This window comes from Candidatus Thiodiazotropha sp. CDECU1, assembly GCF_963455295.1.
Taxonomy (GTDB): Bacteria; Pseudomonadota; Gammaproteobacteria; order Chromatiales; family Chromatiaceae; genus Thiodiazotropha.
The window spans coordinates 2,890,989-2,907,755 of the sequence record NZ_OY734020.1 but is presented as its reverse complement, the minus strand read 5'-3'; the positions used below and the strand labels follow the sequence as shown (position 1 = coordinate 2,907,755).

13 protein-coding genes are annotated in these 16,767 nt (G+C 51.3%); 4 read left to right on the top strand and 9 right to left on the bottom strand.

Going from position 1 to position 16,767, the window contains the following annotated elements:
- Nucleotides 1–12: 12 nt before the first annotated feature.
- From coxB to R2K28_RS13190, 3 genes are all read right to left on the bottom strand, one after another.
- Complete coding sequence (gene coxB, locus R2K28_RS13200) at nucleotides 13–1,197, bottom strand: cytochrome c oxidase subunit II (protein ID WP_316365013.1); 1,185 nt, start codon at nucleotides 1,195–1,197, stop codon at nucleotides 13–15.
- Between the two features lie 5 nt (nucleotides 1,198–1,202).
- The gene (locus tag R2K28_RS13195; RefSeq protein ID WP_316365012.1) at nucleotides 1,203–1,682 is read right to left on the bottom strand and encodes a DUF2244 domain-containing protein; all 480 of its coding nucleotides are present in this window, start codon (nucleotides 1,680–1,682) and stop codon (nucleotides 1,203–1,205) included.
- A gap of 296 nt (nucleotides 1,683–1,978) precedes the next feature.
- Nucleotides 1,979–2,506, bottom strand: a complete 528-nt coding sequence (locus R2K28_RS13190; protein ID WP_316365009.1) for a hypothetical protein — start codon at nucleotides 2,504–2,506, stop codon at nucleotides 1,979–1,981.
- A 233-nt stretch (nucleotides 2,507–2,739) separates the two neighbouring features.
- Between R2K28_RS13190 and R2K28_RS13185 the strand changes: the two genes are divergently transcribed.
- A complete protein-coding gene (locus R2K28_RS13185; protein ID WP_316365006.1) occupies nucleotides 2,740–5,427 on the top strand; it encodes a cation-transporting P-type ATPase in 2,688 nt (895 codons plus the stop codon).
- 74 nt (nucleotides 5,428–5,501) lie between these two features.
- On the opposite strand, the gene R2K28_RS13180 is transcribed toward R2K28_RS13185, so the two are convergent.
- Nucleotides 5,502–5,987, bottom strand: a complete 486-nt coding sequence (locus tag R2K28_RS13180; RefSeq protein WP_116447116.1) for a hypothetical protein — start codon at nucleotides 5,985–5,987, stop codon at nucleotides 5,502–5,504.
- A gap of 280 nt (nucleotides 5,988–6,267) precedes the next feature.
- Between R2K28_RS13180 and R2K28_RS13175 the strand changes: the two genes are divergently transcribed.
- A complete protein-coding gene (locus R2K28_RS13175; RefSeq protein ID WP_316365002.1) occupies nucleotides 6,268–8,100 on the top strand; it encodes an SLC13 family permease in 1,833 nt (610 codons plus the stop codon).
- A 7-nt stretch (nucleotides 8,101–8,107) separates the two neighbouring features.
- Here R2K28_RS13175 and R2K28_RS13170 read toward each other — a convergent pair whose 3' ends face one another.
- The 3 genes from R2K28_RS13170 to R2K28_RS13160 all read right to left on the bottom strand — a co-directional run bounded on the left by R2K28_RS13170 (nucleotide 8,108) and on the right by R2K28_RS13160 (nucleotide 10,722).
- Complete coding sequence (locus R2K28_RS13170; RefSeq protein WP_316364999.1) at nucleotides 8,108–8,695, bottom strand: DUF1287 domain-containing protein; 588 nt, start codon at nucleotides 8,693–8,695, stop codon at nucleotides 8,108–8,110.
- 56 nt (nucleotides 8,696–8,751) lie between these two features.
- On the bottom strand, nucleotides 8,752–10,269 hold the full coding sequence (locus R2K28_RS13165) for a hypothetical protein (protein ID WP_316364997.1): 1,518 nt from the start codon (nucleotides 10,267–10,269) through the stop codon (nucleotides 8,752–8,754).
- Between the two features lie 204 nt (nucleotides 10,270–10,473).
- Nucleotides 10,474–10,722, bottom strand: coding sequence for a GlsB/YeaQ/YmgE family stress response membrane protein (locus R2K28_RS13160; RefSeq protein WP_116446633.1), 249 nt, complete (start codon nucleotides 10,720–10,722; stop codon nucleotides 10,474–10,476).
- A 241-nt stretch (nucleotides 10,723–10,963) separates the two neighbouring features.
- Here R2K28_RS13160 and R2K28_RS13155 point away from each other — a divergent pair, with 241 nt between their 5' ends.
- Nucleotides 10,964–11,515 (top strand): DUF924 family protein, encoded by a 552-nt coding sequence (locus R2K28_RS13155; protein ID WP_316364993.1) that lies wholly within the window; start codon nucleotides 10,964–10,966, stop codon nucleotides 11,513–11,515.
- 21 nt (nucleotides 11,516–11,536) lie between these two features.
- Here R2K28_RS13155 and fusA read toward each other — a convergent pair whose 3' ends face one another.
- Nucleotides 11,537–13,609: an elongation factor G gene (gene fusA, locus R2K28_RS13150; RefSeq protein WP_316364992.1), complete on the bottom strand. Its 2,073-nt coding sequence runs from the start codon at nucleotides 13,607–13,609 to the stop codon at nucleotides 11,537–11,539.
- Between the two features lie 375 nt (nucleotides 13,610–13,984).
- On the opposite strand from fusA, the gene R2K28_RS13145 reads away from it, so the two are divergent.
- A complete protein-coding gene (locus tag R2K28_RS13145; protein WP_316364990.1) occupies nucleotides 13,985–16,339 on the top strand; it encodes a response regulator in 2,355 nt (784 codons plus the stop codon).
- Nucleotides 16,340–16,352: 13 nt separating this feature from the next.
- Here R2K28_RS13145 and R2K28_RS13140 read toward each other — a convergent pair whose 3' ends face one another.
- Nucleotides 16,353–16,715, bottom strand: coding sequence for a hypothetical protein (locus R2K28_RS13140; protein WP_316364988.1), 363 nt, complete (start codon nucleotides 16,713–16,715; stop codon nucleotides 16,353–16,355).
- Between the last annotated feature and the right edge of the window lie 52 nt (nucleotides 16,716–16,767).

The following is a 16,767-nucleotide window of genomic DNA, read 5'->3' as shown; positions in this document are numbered from 1 at the left end:
TCGAATTCTCCTCTATCTGGCCTGTTTGACGTCTGCAGGCTGCACGACATCACCCGTGTTGTTATCCCAGGCATTGCGTTCATAGGTCACGATCGCCGCGATCTCCAGATCGTTGAGCGAGCCCCAGGGCTGCATGGCGGTCCCCTCTTTACCCTTGATGACGATATTCAGGTGATCGGCAATTGCCCCGGTGGCAATGGCGGAGCCCTTGAGGGCGGGGAAGGCGGGTGGCAGGCCCAGGCCTGTAGCCTGATGGCAGGCCCCGCACTTGGTATCGTAGAGGGGCTTACCCTTAGCCATCAGTTCGTCCAGGCTCCAGGTCTTGTCGGCGCTTGCCTCAGCCGCGGCAGCCAGCTTGACCGCCTTTTGATCGTCTACCCAGGCCGCGAACTTCTCCTGTGAAACCGATTCCACCACGATGGGCATGCGGGAGTGCCAGGTGCCGCAGAGTTCGGCGCACTGACCGCGAAATACACCTTCACGGTTGAGCTCGGCCCAGGTCTCGGTGACATAACCGGGAATGGCATCCTTTTTCACTGCCAGTTCAGGTACCCAGAATGCATGCAGGACATCCGCGGAGGTGTGGAGAAAGCGGATCTTGACCCCAGTGGGCAGCACCAGGCGGTTGTCGACCTCGCGTAAATAGAGATCGCCGGACTCCTCCTCCGGTACATAGCGGCTCTCCACTTTGATATTGTGATCCAGATAATCGAACTCCCACCACCACTGGTGGCCGGTTACCTTCACATCCATGATGTTCTCTTCCTTTGGCACATCCCAGACCATTTTCAGCACCGCATCCGCCTTGCCCGCGATGGTCAGGTCCACGCCCAATACCATCACCGGCACGATGACCCAGGACCAGTTGCCAAACCAGGAGTTGTGAAACTCCTGGTCGGCTGGATAACCACGGCTCTTACGATGAAAATAGAGCGAATAGAAGACAAAGGCGAAGACGATGATCAGCAGCACAGTGGCGATAGTCATGGTCATCATATGAATATCGAATATCTGCTGGGCGACTTCAGCTGCGGGTTCGGGGAAGTTGACACCGTACTCAGCCGCAGCACTTCCCGTGGCTCCGGACAAAGCTGCCAATAGCCAGAAATTGCGCCTTGGCGAACGGTTGGCCTGTTTCAGGTTAAAACGAGAGTTGGTGTTGGAATCTCGTGTTTCTGTCTTGTGATTATTATGCATGCCGATCAGAAGCCCTCGATTGCGTTTCTAAGATTGTTGGCGAGCATCTCTCGCTCCTCTTCCAAAAGATTTTTGCCTATTTCTATGAATTCGCCATGGGACCCGATCATCAGACGGCTTGGATACCAGCCTTTGGGATCATGGTTTTGAATGATTTTCAGCCAGGCCTTGTGAAAACATCTCTCCGCTTTAGGACGGCGATTGTCACTAACCCTCACATGGGTCGCATCGATATGGATGATCTCCTGGGTATGGGCACAACAGCTCTGACAATAGATGGCGATGCCGACGATGATGATCTCCAGTCCGGTGAAGGGTAGGACCAGCCAGGCGCCGAGGGAGAGAAAATAGAGACTGACCAGACCGATACAGGCAGCAAAAAACAGGAACAGCCACTTGGACTGACTCCAGGTCAGGTTTCTATTGGGTTGGACGACGAGTACAGCTTCATCATCGTTACTAGTTCGGGGCGCCCTAAAGACCATTTGAGATCCTGCAGTTAGCTCTGACTGCCGATACTGCATGGCGTCGTTTTTTTGATCTAGATCAGTTGTTTTATTGATCTGGGTCAAGAGAATATGACAAAGTCGGGGCGAAACGCAATAACTAAGTTTATTTATCAGCTATTAAATAAGGTATTGAATATAAATTAGAATTATTGAATATATCTATTTTTTTACTTACTTTTGGTGGATTATTGTCAATTTGGCATGGATCAAGCCGCCATTGAGACAATCCTGATTTTCTGTTGATGGAAACCACCCTTGGTGGAAGCTGGGGCTCAGGTCTCAGTCAGCTGGACATTCGGAAAGGCCTGCTCGAGATCGAGTGACCAGATCTTCTCCGTCATGCTCTTTTTAAGGATTTCCAGACGTTCATGATGCTCCTCGTCAGCCTGATTCCGGTTGATCTTGTCGAGCAGTCCCAGGAACTCGGGTGACACAATACCTTCAGCCAGTGTTAACTGTAGTGCTTGGTTGCCGTCACTTACCTTCCAGCTGTACTCCATGTCACTCACGCAACGGGCCTCGGTGGTGCCGCAGGTCAATAGATATCGACCGGTGGAGACGCAGCCAGTGACATACTCGATGGTATCTCTCACTCCCGGTCCCGGGTGCCCGCTCTCAATGGTGAGTTTTTGCCGCTCCCAGGTCTTCTCGCGGGAGAGCAGCTTGGCGGCATATTGCAACATCCTGAAGGCGAGTGCACAGCCCCAGTAGGCATTGCCCTGATGGAATTCCAGCGCGCCCTGGTAGCTTAGTATCAGGGGTATACCCTTGTCATTTATATGGATGTCTGTGGATGTCATCAGCGTCTCTACCTCCATTGAATCTATTATAATTGATGTAGGTCGTTTAACTGTGTGAACTCGGGTGCAGGCAGGTCTGGCGATGACTATCTTGGTTTGGTGGTGTATTGAATTCTATCTCCCGTTAAACTATTCAGCATCCAAGCGGATGGTGAAAAAAGGGGGACAATAGAACGGTGTTCACTCCTGAATCCCCTCAAGACTCAAATCCCACACCTTGGCATACAGTCGATATGCAAACCCTGTTTCGCCGTGTCGACGGTGATGATGGTGGATTGTCGAAGCAAGAAGCGACTCTCCGTTTGCAGAGATTCGGTCCCAATCGTTTGGCGGAGCCCCAGACGCGCCATCCATTGGTGCGATTTCTCTATCAGTTTCACAACGTCCTTATCTATGTCCTGATTATCGCCGGGGTGGTTACCTCACTGCTGCAACACTGGCTGGATGCCAGCGTTATTTTTGGCGTGGTGTTTATTAATGCCCTGATCGGCCATATTCAGGAAGGCAAGGCAGAGAACGCCTTAAAGGCTATCCGGCAGATGCTGTCGTGCCGGGCAATGGTCCTGCGTGATGGGAAACAGATATCCATCGATGCTGAACAGCTGGTTGTGGGGGATGTGGTTCTACTCCAGTCAGGGGACAGAGTGCCGGCGGATCTGCGCCTGATTCAGGTCAAAGGACTACTTATACAGGAGTCTGCATTGACCGGTGAATCGACGGCAGTGGAAAAGAATGCCTTGCCACTCTCTCCTGAAGTAATGTTGGCGGATCGATCGAACATGGCCTATTCCGGAACCCTGGTGACCCACGGCAAGGGAAATGGTGTAGTGGTGTCCACTGGCGCCGATACGGAGATAGGCCGCATCGGTTCTCTGGTCATCGAAGTAGAGCAGGTTACCACACCACTCCTGCGCCAGGTGGCCCAATTCGGGCGTTGGCTGACAGTAGGTATTCTGGTGATCGCACTGTTTACCTTTTTCTATGGTGTGGTATTTCGGGACTACAGTATGACCGAGATGTTTCTCGCCTCTGTCAGTCTCGCGGTTGCGGCAATACCTGAGGGGTTGCCCGCTATCATGACAATTACATTGGCCATCGGTGTGCAACGCATGGCGCAACGAAACGCCATCATCAGAAAGCTACCGGCAGTCGAGACCCTGGGTTCAGTAATGGTGATCTGTACCGACAAGACCGGCACCCTCACCCGCAACGAAATGACGGTGCGAAGCATGGCAACCGCCGAACAGATCTATCAAGTGACTGGAACCGGCTATGATGCCCATGGGGCCATCGTCCTTGATGGGCATGAAATTGGCTCTGACGAGCAGTCCATGCTCAGTATGATGAGCCGCGTGGCTGTTCTCTGCAACGATGCATCCCTTGAGCTGCACGATGGAATGTGGCGAATACACGGCGACCCTATGGAGGGTGCTCTGTTGATCGCCGGTTTAAAGGCCGGGTTGGATATCGACATGGCCAATAAACAATACCCGCGCAACGATCTCATACCATTTGAATCGGAACACCGCTTCATGGCGACGCTTCACCATAGTCATTCCGGGAGCGCTTTTATAATGCTCAAAGGTGCACCGGAGCAATTGTTGAAACGCTGCAGCCAGCAAAAATCTTTGGCTGGAGATTGCCCCCTGGATCTGAAGCGTTGGACAGAATGTATTGAAACCATGGCGGGACAGGGTCAGCGGGTGCTGGCGGTAGCGGTGAAACCGGTTTCCCATGACAAGATGGAACTGAACTATGAGGATGTTGAAGATGACATGATTCTATTGGGTTTGTTCGGTTTGATCGATCCACCCAGGGATGAGGCTATCAGTGCGGTAAAGGTCTGTGCCCAGGCCGGTATCAGGGTAAAGATGATTACCGGAGATCATAGCATCACCGCCCTGGCTATCGCCCGTCAACTGAATCTGGTGAATACCGATCAGGTGTTGACCGGCCAGGCATTGGACGCAATGGATGATGACACCTTACGTGGTTGCGTTGCCGATATCGATGTCTACGCCCGGGTCACTCCGGAGCATAAGTTGCGTCTTGTCACCCAGTTGCAGGCAATGCGATGGGTTGTGGCCATGACCGGTGATGGTGTGAACGACTCGCCGGCATTGAAACGGGCGGATGTGGGTACCGCGATGGGATTGAACGGTACAGAGGCGGCAAAGGAGGCCTCTGAAATGGTGCTCGCGGATGACAATTTCGCTGCCATTGTGGATGCCGTCAAAGAGGGACGCACCGTCTACGATAACCTGGTAAAAGCGATCCTCTTCATCTTGCCGACCAACGGTGGCGAGGCATTGATCATCCTGTCTGCAATCGTGCTGGGATTTCATCAACTGCCCCTGACACCGGTACAGATCCTATGGGTGAATATGATTACGGCGGTGACCCTGGCCCTGGCATTGGCAATGGAGCCTTCGGAAGCGAATGTTATGCGTCGTTCACCACGGAATTCCGACGCACCCCTGCTTACGGGTCGTCTGTTGTGGCGTATTGCCTTTGTCTCAGCGATCTTGACGGTGGGTACCATTGGTCTTTTTGGCTGGGCGCGAGAGCAGGGTATGAGTATCGAGCAGGCAAGAACTGCTGCGGTGAATACCCTTGTCATGTTCGAGATATTCTATCTCTTCAACGCCCGATATATGACCGCATCGGTACTTAATCTGAAGGGCTTGGTGGGAAACCGCTACGTACTTTTTGCCATTGGGTTGCTGTTGCTTTTCCAGATGGCCTTCACTTATCAACCCCAGCTGCAGATGTTGTTCGGGACCCAGGCGCTCGATATATCAGTCTGGCTCCGAATCGTCATGATCTCTGCTTCTGTGCTGTTTCTGGTGGAGATCGAGAAAGCGATTATTCGCTATCTGGCTGCTAGGAGAAATCCCGCGGTGGCGGAAGGAGGGGAGTGATGCCCTCTGTCTTGGTGGGTCTACCAACCAAGACAGAGATATATCGAAAGCTGCCTAGTGGCTATGGATTATGCTTAGGCAACAGCTTTCGTTTTGCTTCTACGCCGGCGTCGGGTCTTTTTATCAACCGCTTTTTCGAGTGATGCGGCCACTTTTTCATACTCTTTAACCATCTTGGCGCGCGATCTCTGCATAGCCATATAGAGACCTTTTGCAAGCCGCTGGGCTTTGCGCTGATCAGCCATAGCCGCCGTACGGGCCGCTTTGACCTCTTTCACTTTGGCCTGGGCAGCGCTTAGACGCTGTTTTGCCTTTTCCTTGCTGGCTGGGGTTCTTGCTTTGGCAACGGCAGCACGTGCTTTGGTTACCCTTTCACCCGAGCTATCCATCAACTTTTCCTGGCGAGCGACAGCTTTATCAGCAGCATTCAATCTGCTCAGGGCACGTTTGTTGGAAGGTGATAAGCTTACTTCAGCTTGTAAAGCTTCGGCTATTGTCTCCATGGAGATAACTTTTCTTTTTGCTCTACGACGCTTTTTCACAGTTTTCTTTAAGGCCATTGGTACTCCTTAGTGATTGAATGAACATGCACAATATAGTTGCAGTTGCGGATAAGAACAACTCTTATAGCTTTTTTTATGTATAAAATTACTATTTTCTTCGCATTTTTTCTCAATTTAATAGTATTTGATCGAAATGTAGCGGCCAGATGAAATAATTTTAGAGATGTTTTAAAAAAAAATTAATGTTGGGTATTCAATCGAACATGGTATTGGGATGGAGTTTTTTACAAAGGTTATCTATATATTGCACCTATGTTCGCCAAAAAAGGCTTAATCCATGTTAGAGAATGGAGCGACAAATCCGCACACCCTTTCGGTCTTAACGCTCACAGTTGTTGCATTAATACTTTTTAGTCGTGAGAAGATTCCGTTAGAGACTTCTTCACTATTTGTACTGACACTGCTTGCAGTAGGATTCGAGCTGTTTCCCTATCAGGGGGTATCTGGTGAAGTGGTTGGTGCAATCGATTTTTTTCGGGGCTTTGGACACGAGGCCTTGGTCGCCGTCTGTGCATTAATGGTGGCCGGGCATGGCCTGGTGCGTTCCGGGGCGCTGGAACCGGTGGGAAGAACGCTGGCGAGATTGTGGAGTGCCAGTCCCAGTCTCTCGTTTTTGGCAACCCTGCTGATTGCAGGAATTCTCAGCGCATTTATCAATAATACCCCGATTGTCATACTATTGCTGCCGATTCTGGTCAGTGTTTCATTGCAAACGAAGTCCAATGCATCCTCTCTACTCATGCCGATGGGCTTCGCAACCCTGATCGGTGGTATGAGTACTACGATTGGGACCTCGACCAACCTGTTGGTGATAGGTGTCGCGGCTGACCTTGGATTGCGTAAGATGGAGATGTTTGATTTCATCGTGCCCGCACTGATTGCCAATGCCTTGGGACTGATCTATCTGTGGCTGATCGCGCCACGAATCCTGCCCAGACGTGAGCAGGTTCTGGCGGATAGTTCTCCGCGGATATTTACCGCCCAGCTGGTCATCAAGGAGGAGAGTTTGGCGGTGGGAATGACATTGTCTGAAGCGATAGCACTCACCCACGATGCCATGCATGTCGACAGGATTCGACGCAGTGAGACCACCTATATAATGCCCCTGCCGGATGCGGTGATCCATTCTGGTGACAGACTCCTGGTCCACGATACCCCTGCACATCTGAAAGAGTTCGAACAGCAGCTTGGCGCAACCCTATATTCCGCAGGTGACGAGGTCGACGAGGACCATCCGTTACAGGCCCATGATCAACAACTCGCAGAGGCGATCATATTCAGGGGATCACCGTTGCAGAATAGGACCCTGAATGAGATCAGGTTTGCCGATAGCTATCAACTGGTGGTGTTGGCGATTCACCGAGCCAATGAGCGGATCAAGACGATGCCGCAAGGTCTGGGTAATCTCAATCTCAGGATCGGTGACGTCTTGTTGGTACAGGGCAAGCGCAGCCAGATCAATGAGCTGAAACAGCAGTCTATCGTGATGGTGCTCGATTCTACCACCGATCTGCCCCATACCAGGAAGGCGCCTTACTCTCTGATGATCATGCTGGGGATCATTCTCTTCGCCGCATTCAACATTCTGCCCATCTCCGTGAGTGCGGTTGGAGGGGTTTTGTTGATGCTGTTTTGTGGATGTCTCTCATGGCGAGATGTCAGTCGTGCCCTGAATGCCCAGGTCATTCTGATCATCGTCGCCAGTCTGGCATTGGGAAATGCCTTGCTGATGACCGGGGGTAGTGATTTTCTGGCACAGCTGTTTCTCGATATCACCTACGGTGCTTCGTCAACTGTGGTGCTCAGTGCTTTGATTTTGGTGATGGCAGTGTTGACGAATGTGGTATCCAATAATGCTGCCGCCGTTATCGGCACCCCTATCGCCATCAGTATTGCACAATCGCTTCAACTGCCAGCGGAGCCTTTCGTACTTGCAGTACTGTTTGGTGCCAATATGAGCTATGCAACACCAATGGCCTATCAGACCAACTTGTTGGTCATGAGTGCGGGTAACTATAAATTTTCCGACTTCGTGCGCGTGGGGTTGCCGCTGATTTTTATCATGTGGCTGGCCTACAGTTGGTTACTGCCGACCCTGTACCATATTTGAGGCGCACTTATTTTGACGAATATCGGTAATGCCCGGTAATCGGGTAGCGAAAGAGAATATCCTCCAACCTGGGACCTTTACCGATGTTGTGGACGATTAGAGGGGACCCTGTAGGTTGATTGAATTTATCGGTAACGATACCAATATGTGGCAGGTTTCCGGGCAACATCCAAGTCACGATATCGCCAGGTTTGTAATCACTGGCATGGCGGGTAACAGCCAGGCTCGTTCCGTGTCGGGTGAAAAAACGCTGCAGATTCGGTACCCGTCGGTGATCGATATTTCTGTCGGGTTTTGTCAGGCCCCATATACGCCGCGATGGGTAGAGGTCAAAATGGGAGACCATATCCTCATGCACCAGACGTTGAAGATCAATGCCAAGTGCACGATAAGAGCGGATTAAAACATCAGTACAGACGCCAATATTGTTCGGTACATCACCGCCAGGGTAGGCGATTGGTATGTAGGATCCGTCATATCGAACCGAATGTTGGGTGCGATCCAATGACGCGGCAACAAGCCTTTCCTCGAACTGTCCTGCCAGGCAGAGGGCAGATAGCAGCAGTAAATGGAGGGTTAGTAGTGTTTTCAGCATGGGGTAAAGATATCAAATCACCTCTGTCGGTCCCACACATCATACCCCGTAAGAGTTCATGATGTGTTACTGATCAAACTGCTGAAGCGTTCAGCGGTCATGTTCAGAAAGTGCTTATTCATAGGTATCAGCTCATTCAAGATAGATTTTACCGTGTGTGCGTCCCTATCTCTGATAGCAATGTCCAATTTCCCTGTCATTTCTGGATTTCTCAGCTCATACCATATGCTGTACATCTGCGAAATCTCCTCCAGCTCAGTCTTCGATGAGAAGAGTGACTTCAACGATTCTTCGTCACTCACGCCACGCGAATCAGCATCGTGTTCGATTCTCTGCAAAGCATTATCAAGGCCAATAATATCATCCTCATTGAGGTCGATTGGGGCATACTTTTCGAGAATCTCCCAGCGAAAGCGGAAAGCGTAGCGGAGTGTGGTCGCCAGGGCTGAAAGTGCGGTCGGTATTTCAGCGGCATTGATTGCACCAACCTCTTCGATGAAACCGATCTGGAAGGTGTCGATTTTTCCCTTTCTTCCCAATCGATCGATGGCGCAGACGACAGGTTTGTAGATTTTTTCCGCCGCCGTATTGAATACCGCTTGAACCTGCTCGAATCTTCGACCTGAGCCTATTTTACGAACAACATGGAAGAGTTCATTCTGCCAGCGATCGTCATTTGAGAACTTCTCGATGACCTCTACAAGATCACCCCATGTGTCAGGTTGGTCGAGGAAGTCGAATAGATCCAGTGCATCCCTATTGGCATACCGAATGACAGCACGGTTGAGGTCTTCCATCTGCATCATGTTTTGAGGATCATCCACGCATATTTCAACCCATGGCATCAACGGTTGTTTAAACAGGTTCTTGCGGGGAGGGCTGATGGCTTCAACAATCTTGTCGGATATTTCCGACAGATTATCTGCCAGGGCCGGATTTACCGGGTCCAGGCCATAGAGTGGATTTTCATTGACAAAGACCATGCGCAGGAATTTCTCGACCTCGGACGGTATTGCGGCCACAGCATGATAGCCGTCAATAGGATCGGGAACTGCAATGTCGGGGTGGTGTAGACAGATCAGCCGATCGGCTGATGATTGCTGACCTTCGAAAATACCGGTTTCAAACAGGCACCAGTCCCAGTCATCACTCGGATCCGGCAGGAGTAAAATAAACCAGTTTGCCTTGCAGATCTCGGTTGTGATCTTGTCACGCCAGGGTTTACCTGAAATGTTTTCAGTGAAATCAGCCTGATAGGTGATGGAGAGTTTACCGGCCGATTTTTTACGCAGAATGTCAACCACCGCTTTTGCAGTATTTTCATCCTTGGCTTTGTAGGAGAAGAAAACATTGATAATTTTATTAGACAGGGCAGGTAGCAGTTTATGCAGTGATTTCAATCCATCCACTTCGTTTGCGAGCAGATCGGCGGCGCGCCGGATATGTTCGGCGACACTCTGGTGGCTATTGAGATAGTCGGTTATCTCAGGATCCTGAAGAAGATCGGTACCAAGCGAGGCGGGGTGAAGCGATATATTTGATCCGGTATGGACTTGATGGCTGTTTCCCGTCATGTTCAGTGCCCTCCAATGCAGTTTTCATTGCACTGGGACTCATCCCTAGTGTGAGTTGATTATAGATAGGGCAGCGGATAACACAATTGTGAATATTACCGAATACCAGCTACAGCCAAAGACAGGTATCGGCGTTGGAGAGATTTCATGTGTCAGGCTACAGGCTCGAATGAATCCCGCATGTAACCTGACGCATGGGGGGAACTATTTTTTGATCAGTCCGACAATAAACAACAATATTGCAGCACCTGCAACTGCGGTGATCAATGAACCGACCAGTCCGTTGACCGAGAGTCCAAGCAGGCCGAATACCCATCCACCTATAAATGCTCCAACGACACCAACTATTATGTTACCTAGCAGTCCGAATCCACCGCCTTTCATGAGGGTGCCTGCCAACCATCCAGCTACTGCACCGATTGCGAGAAAAATTAATAGAGATGTCAGGTCCATGATAGGCTCCCAATAGAACAAATACCCAGTAACCAATTCTATCAATCGGGCTCGCATGTAAGCAGGATGCAAATGACAACTATTGTAAAATCAGGGTTATTCTCAATCGTCAGCCTAACCTCCATTGTCATCGGGATTTTGTCAGATCGAAACCCGATCCGGAAAGAGCGTATCGTATTTGAGATTAGCCTTGGCGCTATAATAATCAGAGGTTAGAGGTCAACTCGGTTAGTGGATTCTCATGTACGACACAGAAATAAGCCAGATCATAGAGTTTTGGTTTTCCGATCGGGTCAAGCCGCTGCATTTCAAGTCGACAGCGGCATTTGATCAGGAGGTAAAGGATTGTTATCTGGGACTCTGGCAATGCGCGCAAACGGGTGGGCTGGATCGTTGGATGGAGAGCAAAGAGGGTTGTCTTGCCTTGGTCATATTGCTCGACCAATTTCCCTTGAATATGTTCCGTGACCAGCCTGAGGCCTTCGCCACCGAGCAGCAATCCCGTGAGGTGGCCGGAATTGCCATCGATGCCGGTTTCGATCAACAGATGCCCGCCCCATGGCAGGTGTTTCTCTACCTGCCGTTCATGCATAGCGAATCCCTCTCCGATCAGGAGAGATCGGTTTCGTTATTCGAATCGGCGGGCTTGCAGGCGAATCTCAAATGGGCGAAACACCATCGAGAACTGATTCGGCGCTTCGGTCGTTTTCCTCACCGGAATGAGATATTGGGCCGTACGAGTTCCGCCGACGAACTGGCCTATCTGAAATCGGATCAGGCCTTCACGGGTTAGGTTGCGATTGGCGAGGAATGCCTATCGCCCCAAGGCCTTCATGATCGCTGCAGGCACCGCAGCGAAATGGTCGATCTCCATGGTGAATGATCCGCGGCCATGGGTTGCGGAACGTAGCTCCGTGGCGTAGCCGAACATCTCTGAAAGTGGGACCTGATTGCGAATCGCCTTGATCTGTCCCGGCCGGTCCGAGACGCCATCTATTTCAGCGCGTCGATTGGCCAGTTGTGCCAGCACATCGCCCAGGTGTTCTTCCGGTGTGAGCACCTCGGATCGTACGATCGGTTCCAGCAATACCGGTACTCCTTGCTCCAAGCCGCTGCGTAGCGCCATGCCTGCGGCAATCTGGTAGGCCATTTGATTGGAGTCCACGCTGTGTTCGGAACCGTCGATCAATATCACTTTGATGTCGGTAACGGGATAACCGCCGATGACACCGCTTCGGGCCGCCTCGTGGATGCCCTTCTCCACCGCCGGGATATAAGCGGCTGGTATAGCGCCAGCGCTGATGCGGTTTTCGAAAAGCAGGCCTGACCCGGTCTCCCCCGGCGTTATATCGATCACAACATGGCCATACTGTCCATGCCCCCCGGTCTGCCTGACAAATCGACCTTCAACACCCATTGCTGGTTGAGTGATGGTCTCCTTATAGGCAACCTTGGGCTGTCCGGTTCGTACATTGACGCCTTGCTCTCGTTTCAATCTATCCAGCACTACCTCGAGATGAAGTTCCCCCATACCCGAGAGAATCGTCTGTCCGGTCTCATCATCGGTTTCCGCTCTGAAGGTGGGATCGTCTTCCGCAAGGTGGTGCAATGCATCCGCCAGGCGGTCATTATCCTGCGCAGTGATCGGCGCCACTGTGATCTTGATGACTGGTTCGGGAAAGCTGATCGATTCCAGGAGTAATGGATGCTTGGGATCGCAAAGTGTGTCGCCGGTTATCGCATCCTTCATTCCCAACAGGGCGGCGATATCCCCGGCTTGAATGGCCTGTATATCCTCCCGGCGCTCGGCATACATCCGCTCCAGGCGTCCAATGCGCTGGTTTCGCTTGTGGCGGGGGTTGAGCACCATGGCACCCGATTGCAAGCTGCCGGAGTAGACCCGCACGTAACAGAGACGACCTGCATAGGGATCGGTGACGGTCTTGAACAGGAGTGCAGAGAGCGGGGCGTCAATACTGGGAGTGCGTAGCTCCGGTTCACCATTCTCCGGATGAACACCCGGGGTCTCGCCGATATCGAGGGGAGAGGGTAAATAGCGGATCATCGCGTCGAGCAGGGGTTGAACGCCCCTGTTTCGCAGTGCGCTGCCGCAAAGCACCGGCACAATCCCATTGCTAAGGGTAGCGCGACGCAGGGCGGCATGGATCATCTCCTCATCGGTATCACCACCTTCCAACCAAATTGAGAGCAGGGTGTCATCCACTTCGGCGATCTGTTCGATCATTGATGTACGGGCAGCTTGCGCATCAGCCAGGTGTTGCCGGGGTATCTCCTCATACTCCCTATGCGCACCCAATTCATCCCGCCAGCGGATGAGCTGCATGCGGATCAGGTCAATCACACCTGCGAATTCCGCTTCTGCCCCCAGGGGCAGTTGCAGGGGGACGGGATTGGCACCGAGCTGATCGCGAATGGTTTTGAGGGCGTGTTCGAAGTCGGCGCCGACGCGATCCATCTTGTTTATAAAACAGAGACGCGGAACCCGATAGCGGTCCGCCTGGCGCCAGACTGTTTCACTTTGGGGCTCCACACCCTGGGAGGCATCGAATACCACCACCGCCCCATCCAGCACCCGTAGGGCTCTCTGTACCTCTGCTGTAAAGTCGATATGTCCGGGTGTGTCGATGAGATTGATCTGATGATCATCCCAAAAGGCAGAGACAGCTGCGTCGACAATGGTGATACCGCGCTCACGTTCCTGGTCCATCCAATCGGTGACCGTGGTGCCACTGTCAACCGAGCCCAACTGATGGGTGCGGCCCGCATAGTAGAGTATGCGCTCGGTGGTGGTGGTCTTACCGGCGTCGATATGGGCAATCAAGCCAATATTGCGCACGCGCTCAATAGGAACGGCTTTGGCAGTCATAGATTAATGTCTTATTGTTGTTGCAATGTGCGAACACAACACATTCTAGTCTACTCGGGTATCTATGCGGTAACGCCTGAGGGAGAAACAGACACTTGGCCGGTGTCTGTCGTATGGCAGCTGGCTGGTTCATCACAATAGTTGATGAAAATAGTAAGTTTAGATCGCTAATGGTATGGTGAAGATTGACCCCTGCTCAAGAATTTTCTATATTTTTCAGTTAAATGTAGCAAAAACTTAAGATGTTTTTATAATGGCCGTAAGATAAGTATGGGATTTAGGCTGTATTTGAATATTGGGAATTGCCTGCACAGGGATTTGGTAAATCTCTTACTGATTCATATTTAAAGTAAACTGTTTTCCAGGTAGGTGACTATGACTGCCAAAGGGGACTCAAACAGCAAACACTTGCTGCAGCAATTCCCAGAGATCCTGACCCATATCCAGGCCAATTGGCCTGTGCTGCCCTCGGGGATGTGGAATGCCACCGGTGTCAGGTCGGTTTTGCGTTACCTGAATGATCTGACACGAAAGAGTCGACAGGCGGGCCTGGTCAATATCCACCAACTCTCTCAAGCCATCGACAAGGTGATCAACGATATCTTCCAGGAGGATGCCCAACCCGATTCGGAAGAGCTTGACCGCCTCAATCACCTGCTCGAAAAACTTAAACAGGCTATTGCTGCATCTCAGTCCGCCAATGCTGAGAGTGGTGCTGTCTCTTCATCCTACGACCTAATCTATCTGCACAAAAAGGATAGCGCAAAGGATCAAATTACTAGCGCGAGCGAGAATAATGGATGGCGTGTTCTTAGTCTCGACCATGTGGATGATCTGCATACCGCACTGGTCGACGGCAAGGCGAAGGTGATGCTGGTCGATACAGACTATATTCAGGAAATGGGTGAGGTGAACCAACTCCTGGAAGAGTTGCGCTCGCAGAAAAAGAGACGACCGGAACTGATATTTCTCTCAGATCGGTGCGATATAGAGATTCGTCTCGAAGTATTGCGAACAGGTGTCACTCAGTGCTTCTCGAATCCAATCAATATCAATGACCTGATGTTGAGTATCAAGCAGGTCATCGCTCCGGAAGTAATCCCTCATTATAGGGTATTGGTGGTTGAGGATGATGAGTCTCAGGCAAAATTCGCCTGTGCCCTGTTACGTAAAGGGGGAATGGAGTGCCTGGCGATCACCGATCCTCTGAATGTGATGGAGGCAGTGGATCAGTTCCAGCCTGACCTTATCCTGATGGATCTCTATATGCCGGGTGCAAACGGGATCGAACTGACCCAGGTGATTCGTGAAAGGGATGAGACGTTGACCATCCCCATCGTCTTTCTCTCCGGCGAAGATGACTTGGAAAAGAAGTTGTTGGCACTTCACTCCGGGGCGGATGATTTTTTGACCAAACCGGTAAGACCGCAACATCTGTTGGCTACTGTTAAAACCCGAATCAACAGGGCCAAACAGATATTCACAGCAGGTAGTAGAGGACTTATCGATCACTCCACGGGACTACGCAACCGAAGGGAGCTGTTGCAGCAACTGGATATAAGTCACCAGGTGATGCAAAACGGAGTGACTGTTTATGCACTGTTTTCCATCACCCTTGCCGATCATGAGCAACATCCTCATATCGATGAGAGCGAGGAGCTTAACGATGTAGTATTGGATGTCGCGGACCTGGTAGGTGCGTTGATCAGCAAACGAGATATCATTGCCAGGACTACGGGTCACAGTCTGGGTGTTTTGATCCAATGCAGTACAGAAGCTGAGATCGAAGCGATTGGCAAATCCTTCTACGAGCAACTCGATGAGGCCCTGGTCGCTGGCTCCGAGGCAGCCGATAAAAATCGCTTCGGAATCGGTGTAGAGCTGATCGATGACAATCAGTTGGATGCCTATCTCCATCTGAAGCGTGCGGAGACCGCCTCACTACAGGCCTATCAACAGGGTTACGAAGGTTTTCTCCACTACAAAGAACAGGCTGCAGACGCCGAAACCAGCCAACACGCCGCCGACGATTTCCAGAAGCAACAGTTGCTTAACGCCCTGAAAACGGGGCTAATAGAGTTCCAGGAGCAACGCTTCAGTGCATCCTTTGATGTTGGCAAGGTGGTTATGGAGCAGTTGCCTGTGCCTGCGCCAGCAACCGATATTGTTTTGATTTCCGATGATATCCATCTTACCGCCGAACGATATGGAATCAGTGATCTGCTAGATCAGTATATCTGCAAGCATGCAATAAAGAGGCTAGGGGATTATGCACTGCAGGGTGAGGCAACCCAATTGATCGTTCACTTATCCGCCCATGCCGCCAATGATGAGACTATTCTCGAGTGTTTAAAGTCCGAATTGCGTAGACTGCAACTGGTAGGCACAGGCTTGATGGTAGAGTTCAATCTCCCCTCATTGGCCTCTAACCTAAAACAGGCACGTCACTTTCTCGGTGAACTCTCGGCCATGGGTATTGCCACCCTGCTTGGTAATTTCGCCTGTAATGAGACCGCCTATAAAGTGCTGGCCTATCTGAAAGCCGATGGGGTGCGTCCCCATGTATCCCTGATGCAGACAAATGCGGAAAAGATTCAGGATATCGCCACACAAGTGCACTCTCTGCATGCAAAGATTATACTCCCGGCGGTGAAGCGATTCGGCCAGATCAGTTTGCATTGGTCCGAGGCGGCGGATTACGTACAGACCGATTATAGTGAGCTAGGTTAGTCAGCGCGCCAAGTCAGAAACTTCCGCAGTGACTATCGCTCACTAGCTCCACCAGGGTTTCACCCGATACCTTGTCAATCGCCAATAGCAGTTCACAGTATTCTGTCTGTATATCCAAGGGTGTTGGATCATCGGCGCAACTACAACCGGCAATAATCCCGCTATAGATGATCGAGACCTTGCAGCGAATGGTGGCTGAAGTCTCCATGCTATCGATGACAATGGCATTGAATGGCTCGGGGCTGACCATGCTACTCAGGGTCAGGCCTTGTTGCAGGGGGAGCTCTCCCGGGTCGATGGCTTCCAGCTCATCCTTCAGGATGGTATTGAAATCGTCGTGATTCCAGGCAATCCGTGCTTTAGGCAGGTGAATCATCTCGGCTCCATGGCTGTTCTAGGGACCTGAATCTAGAACGAGGTACACTAGG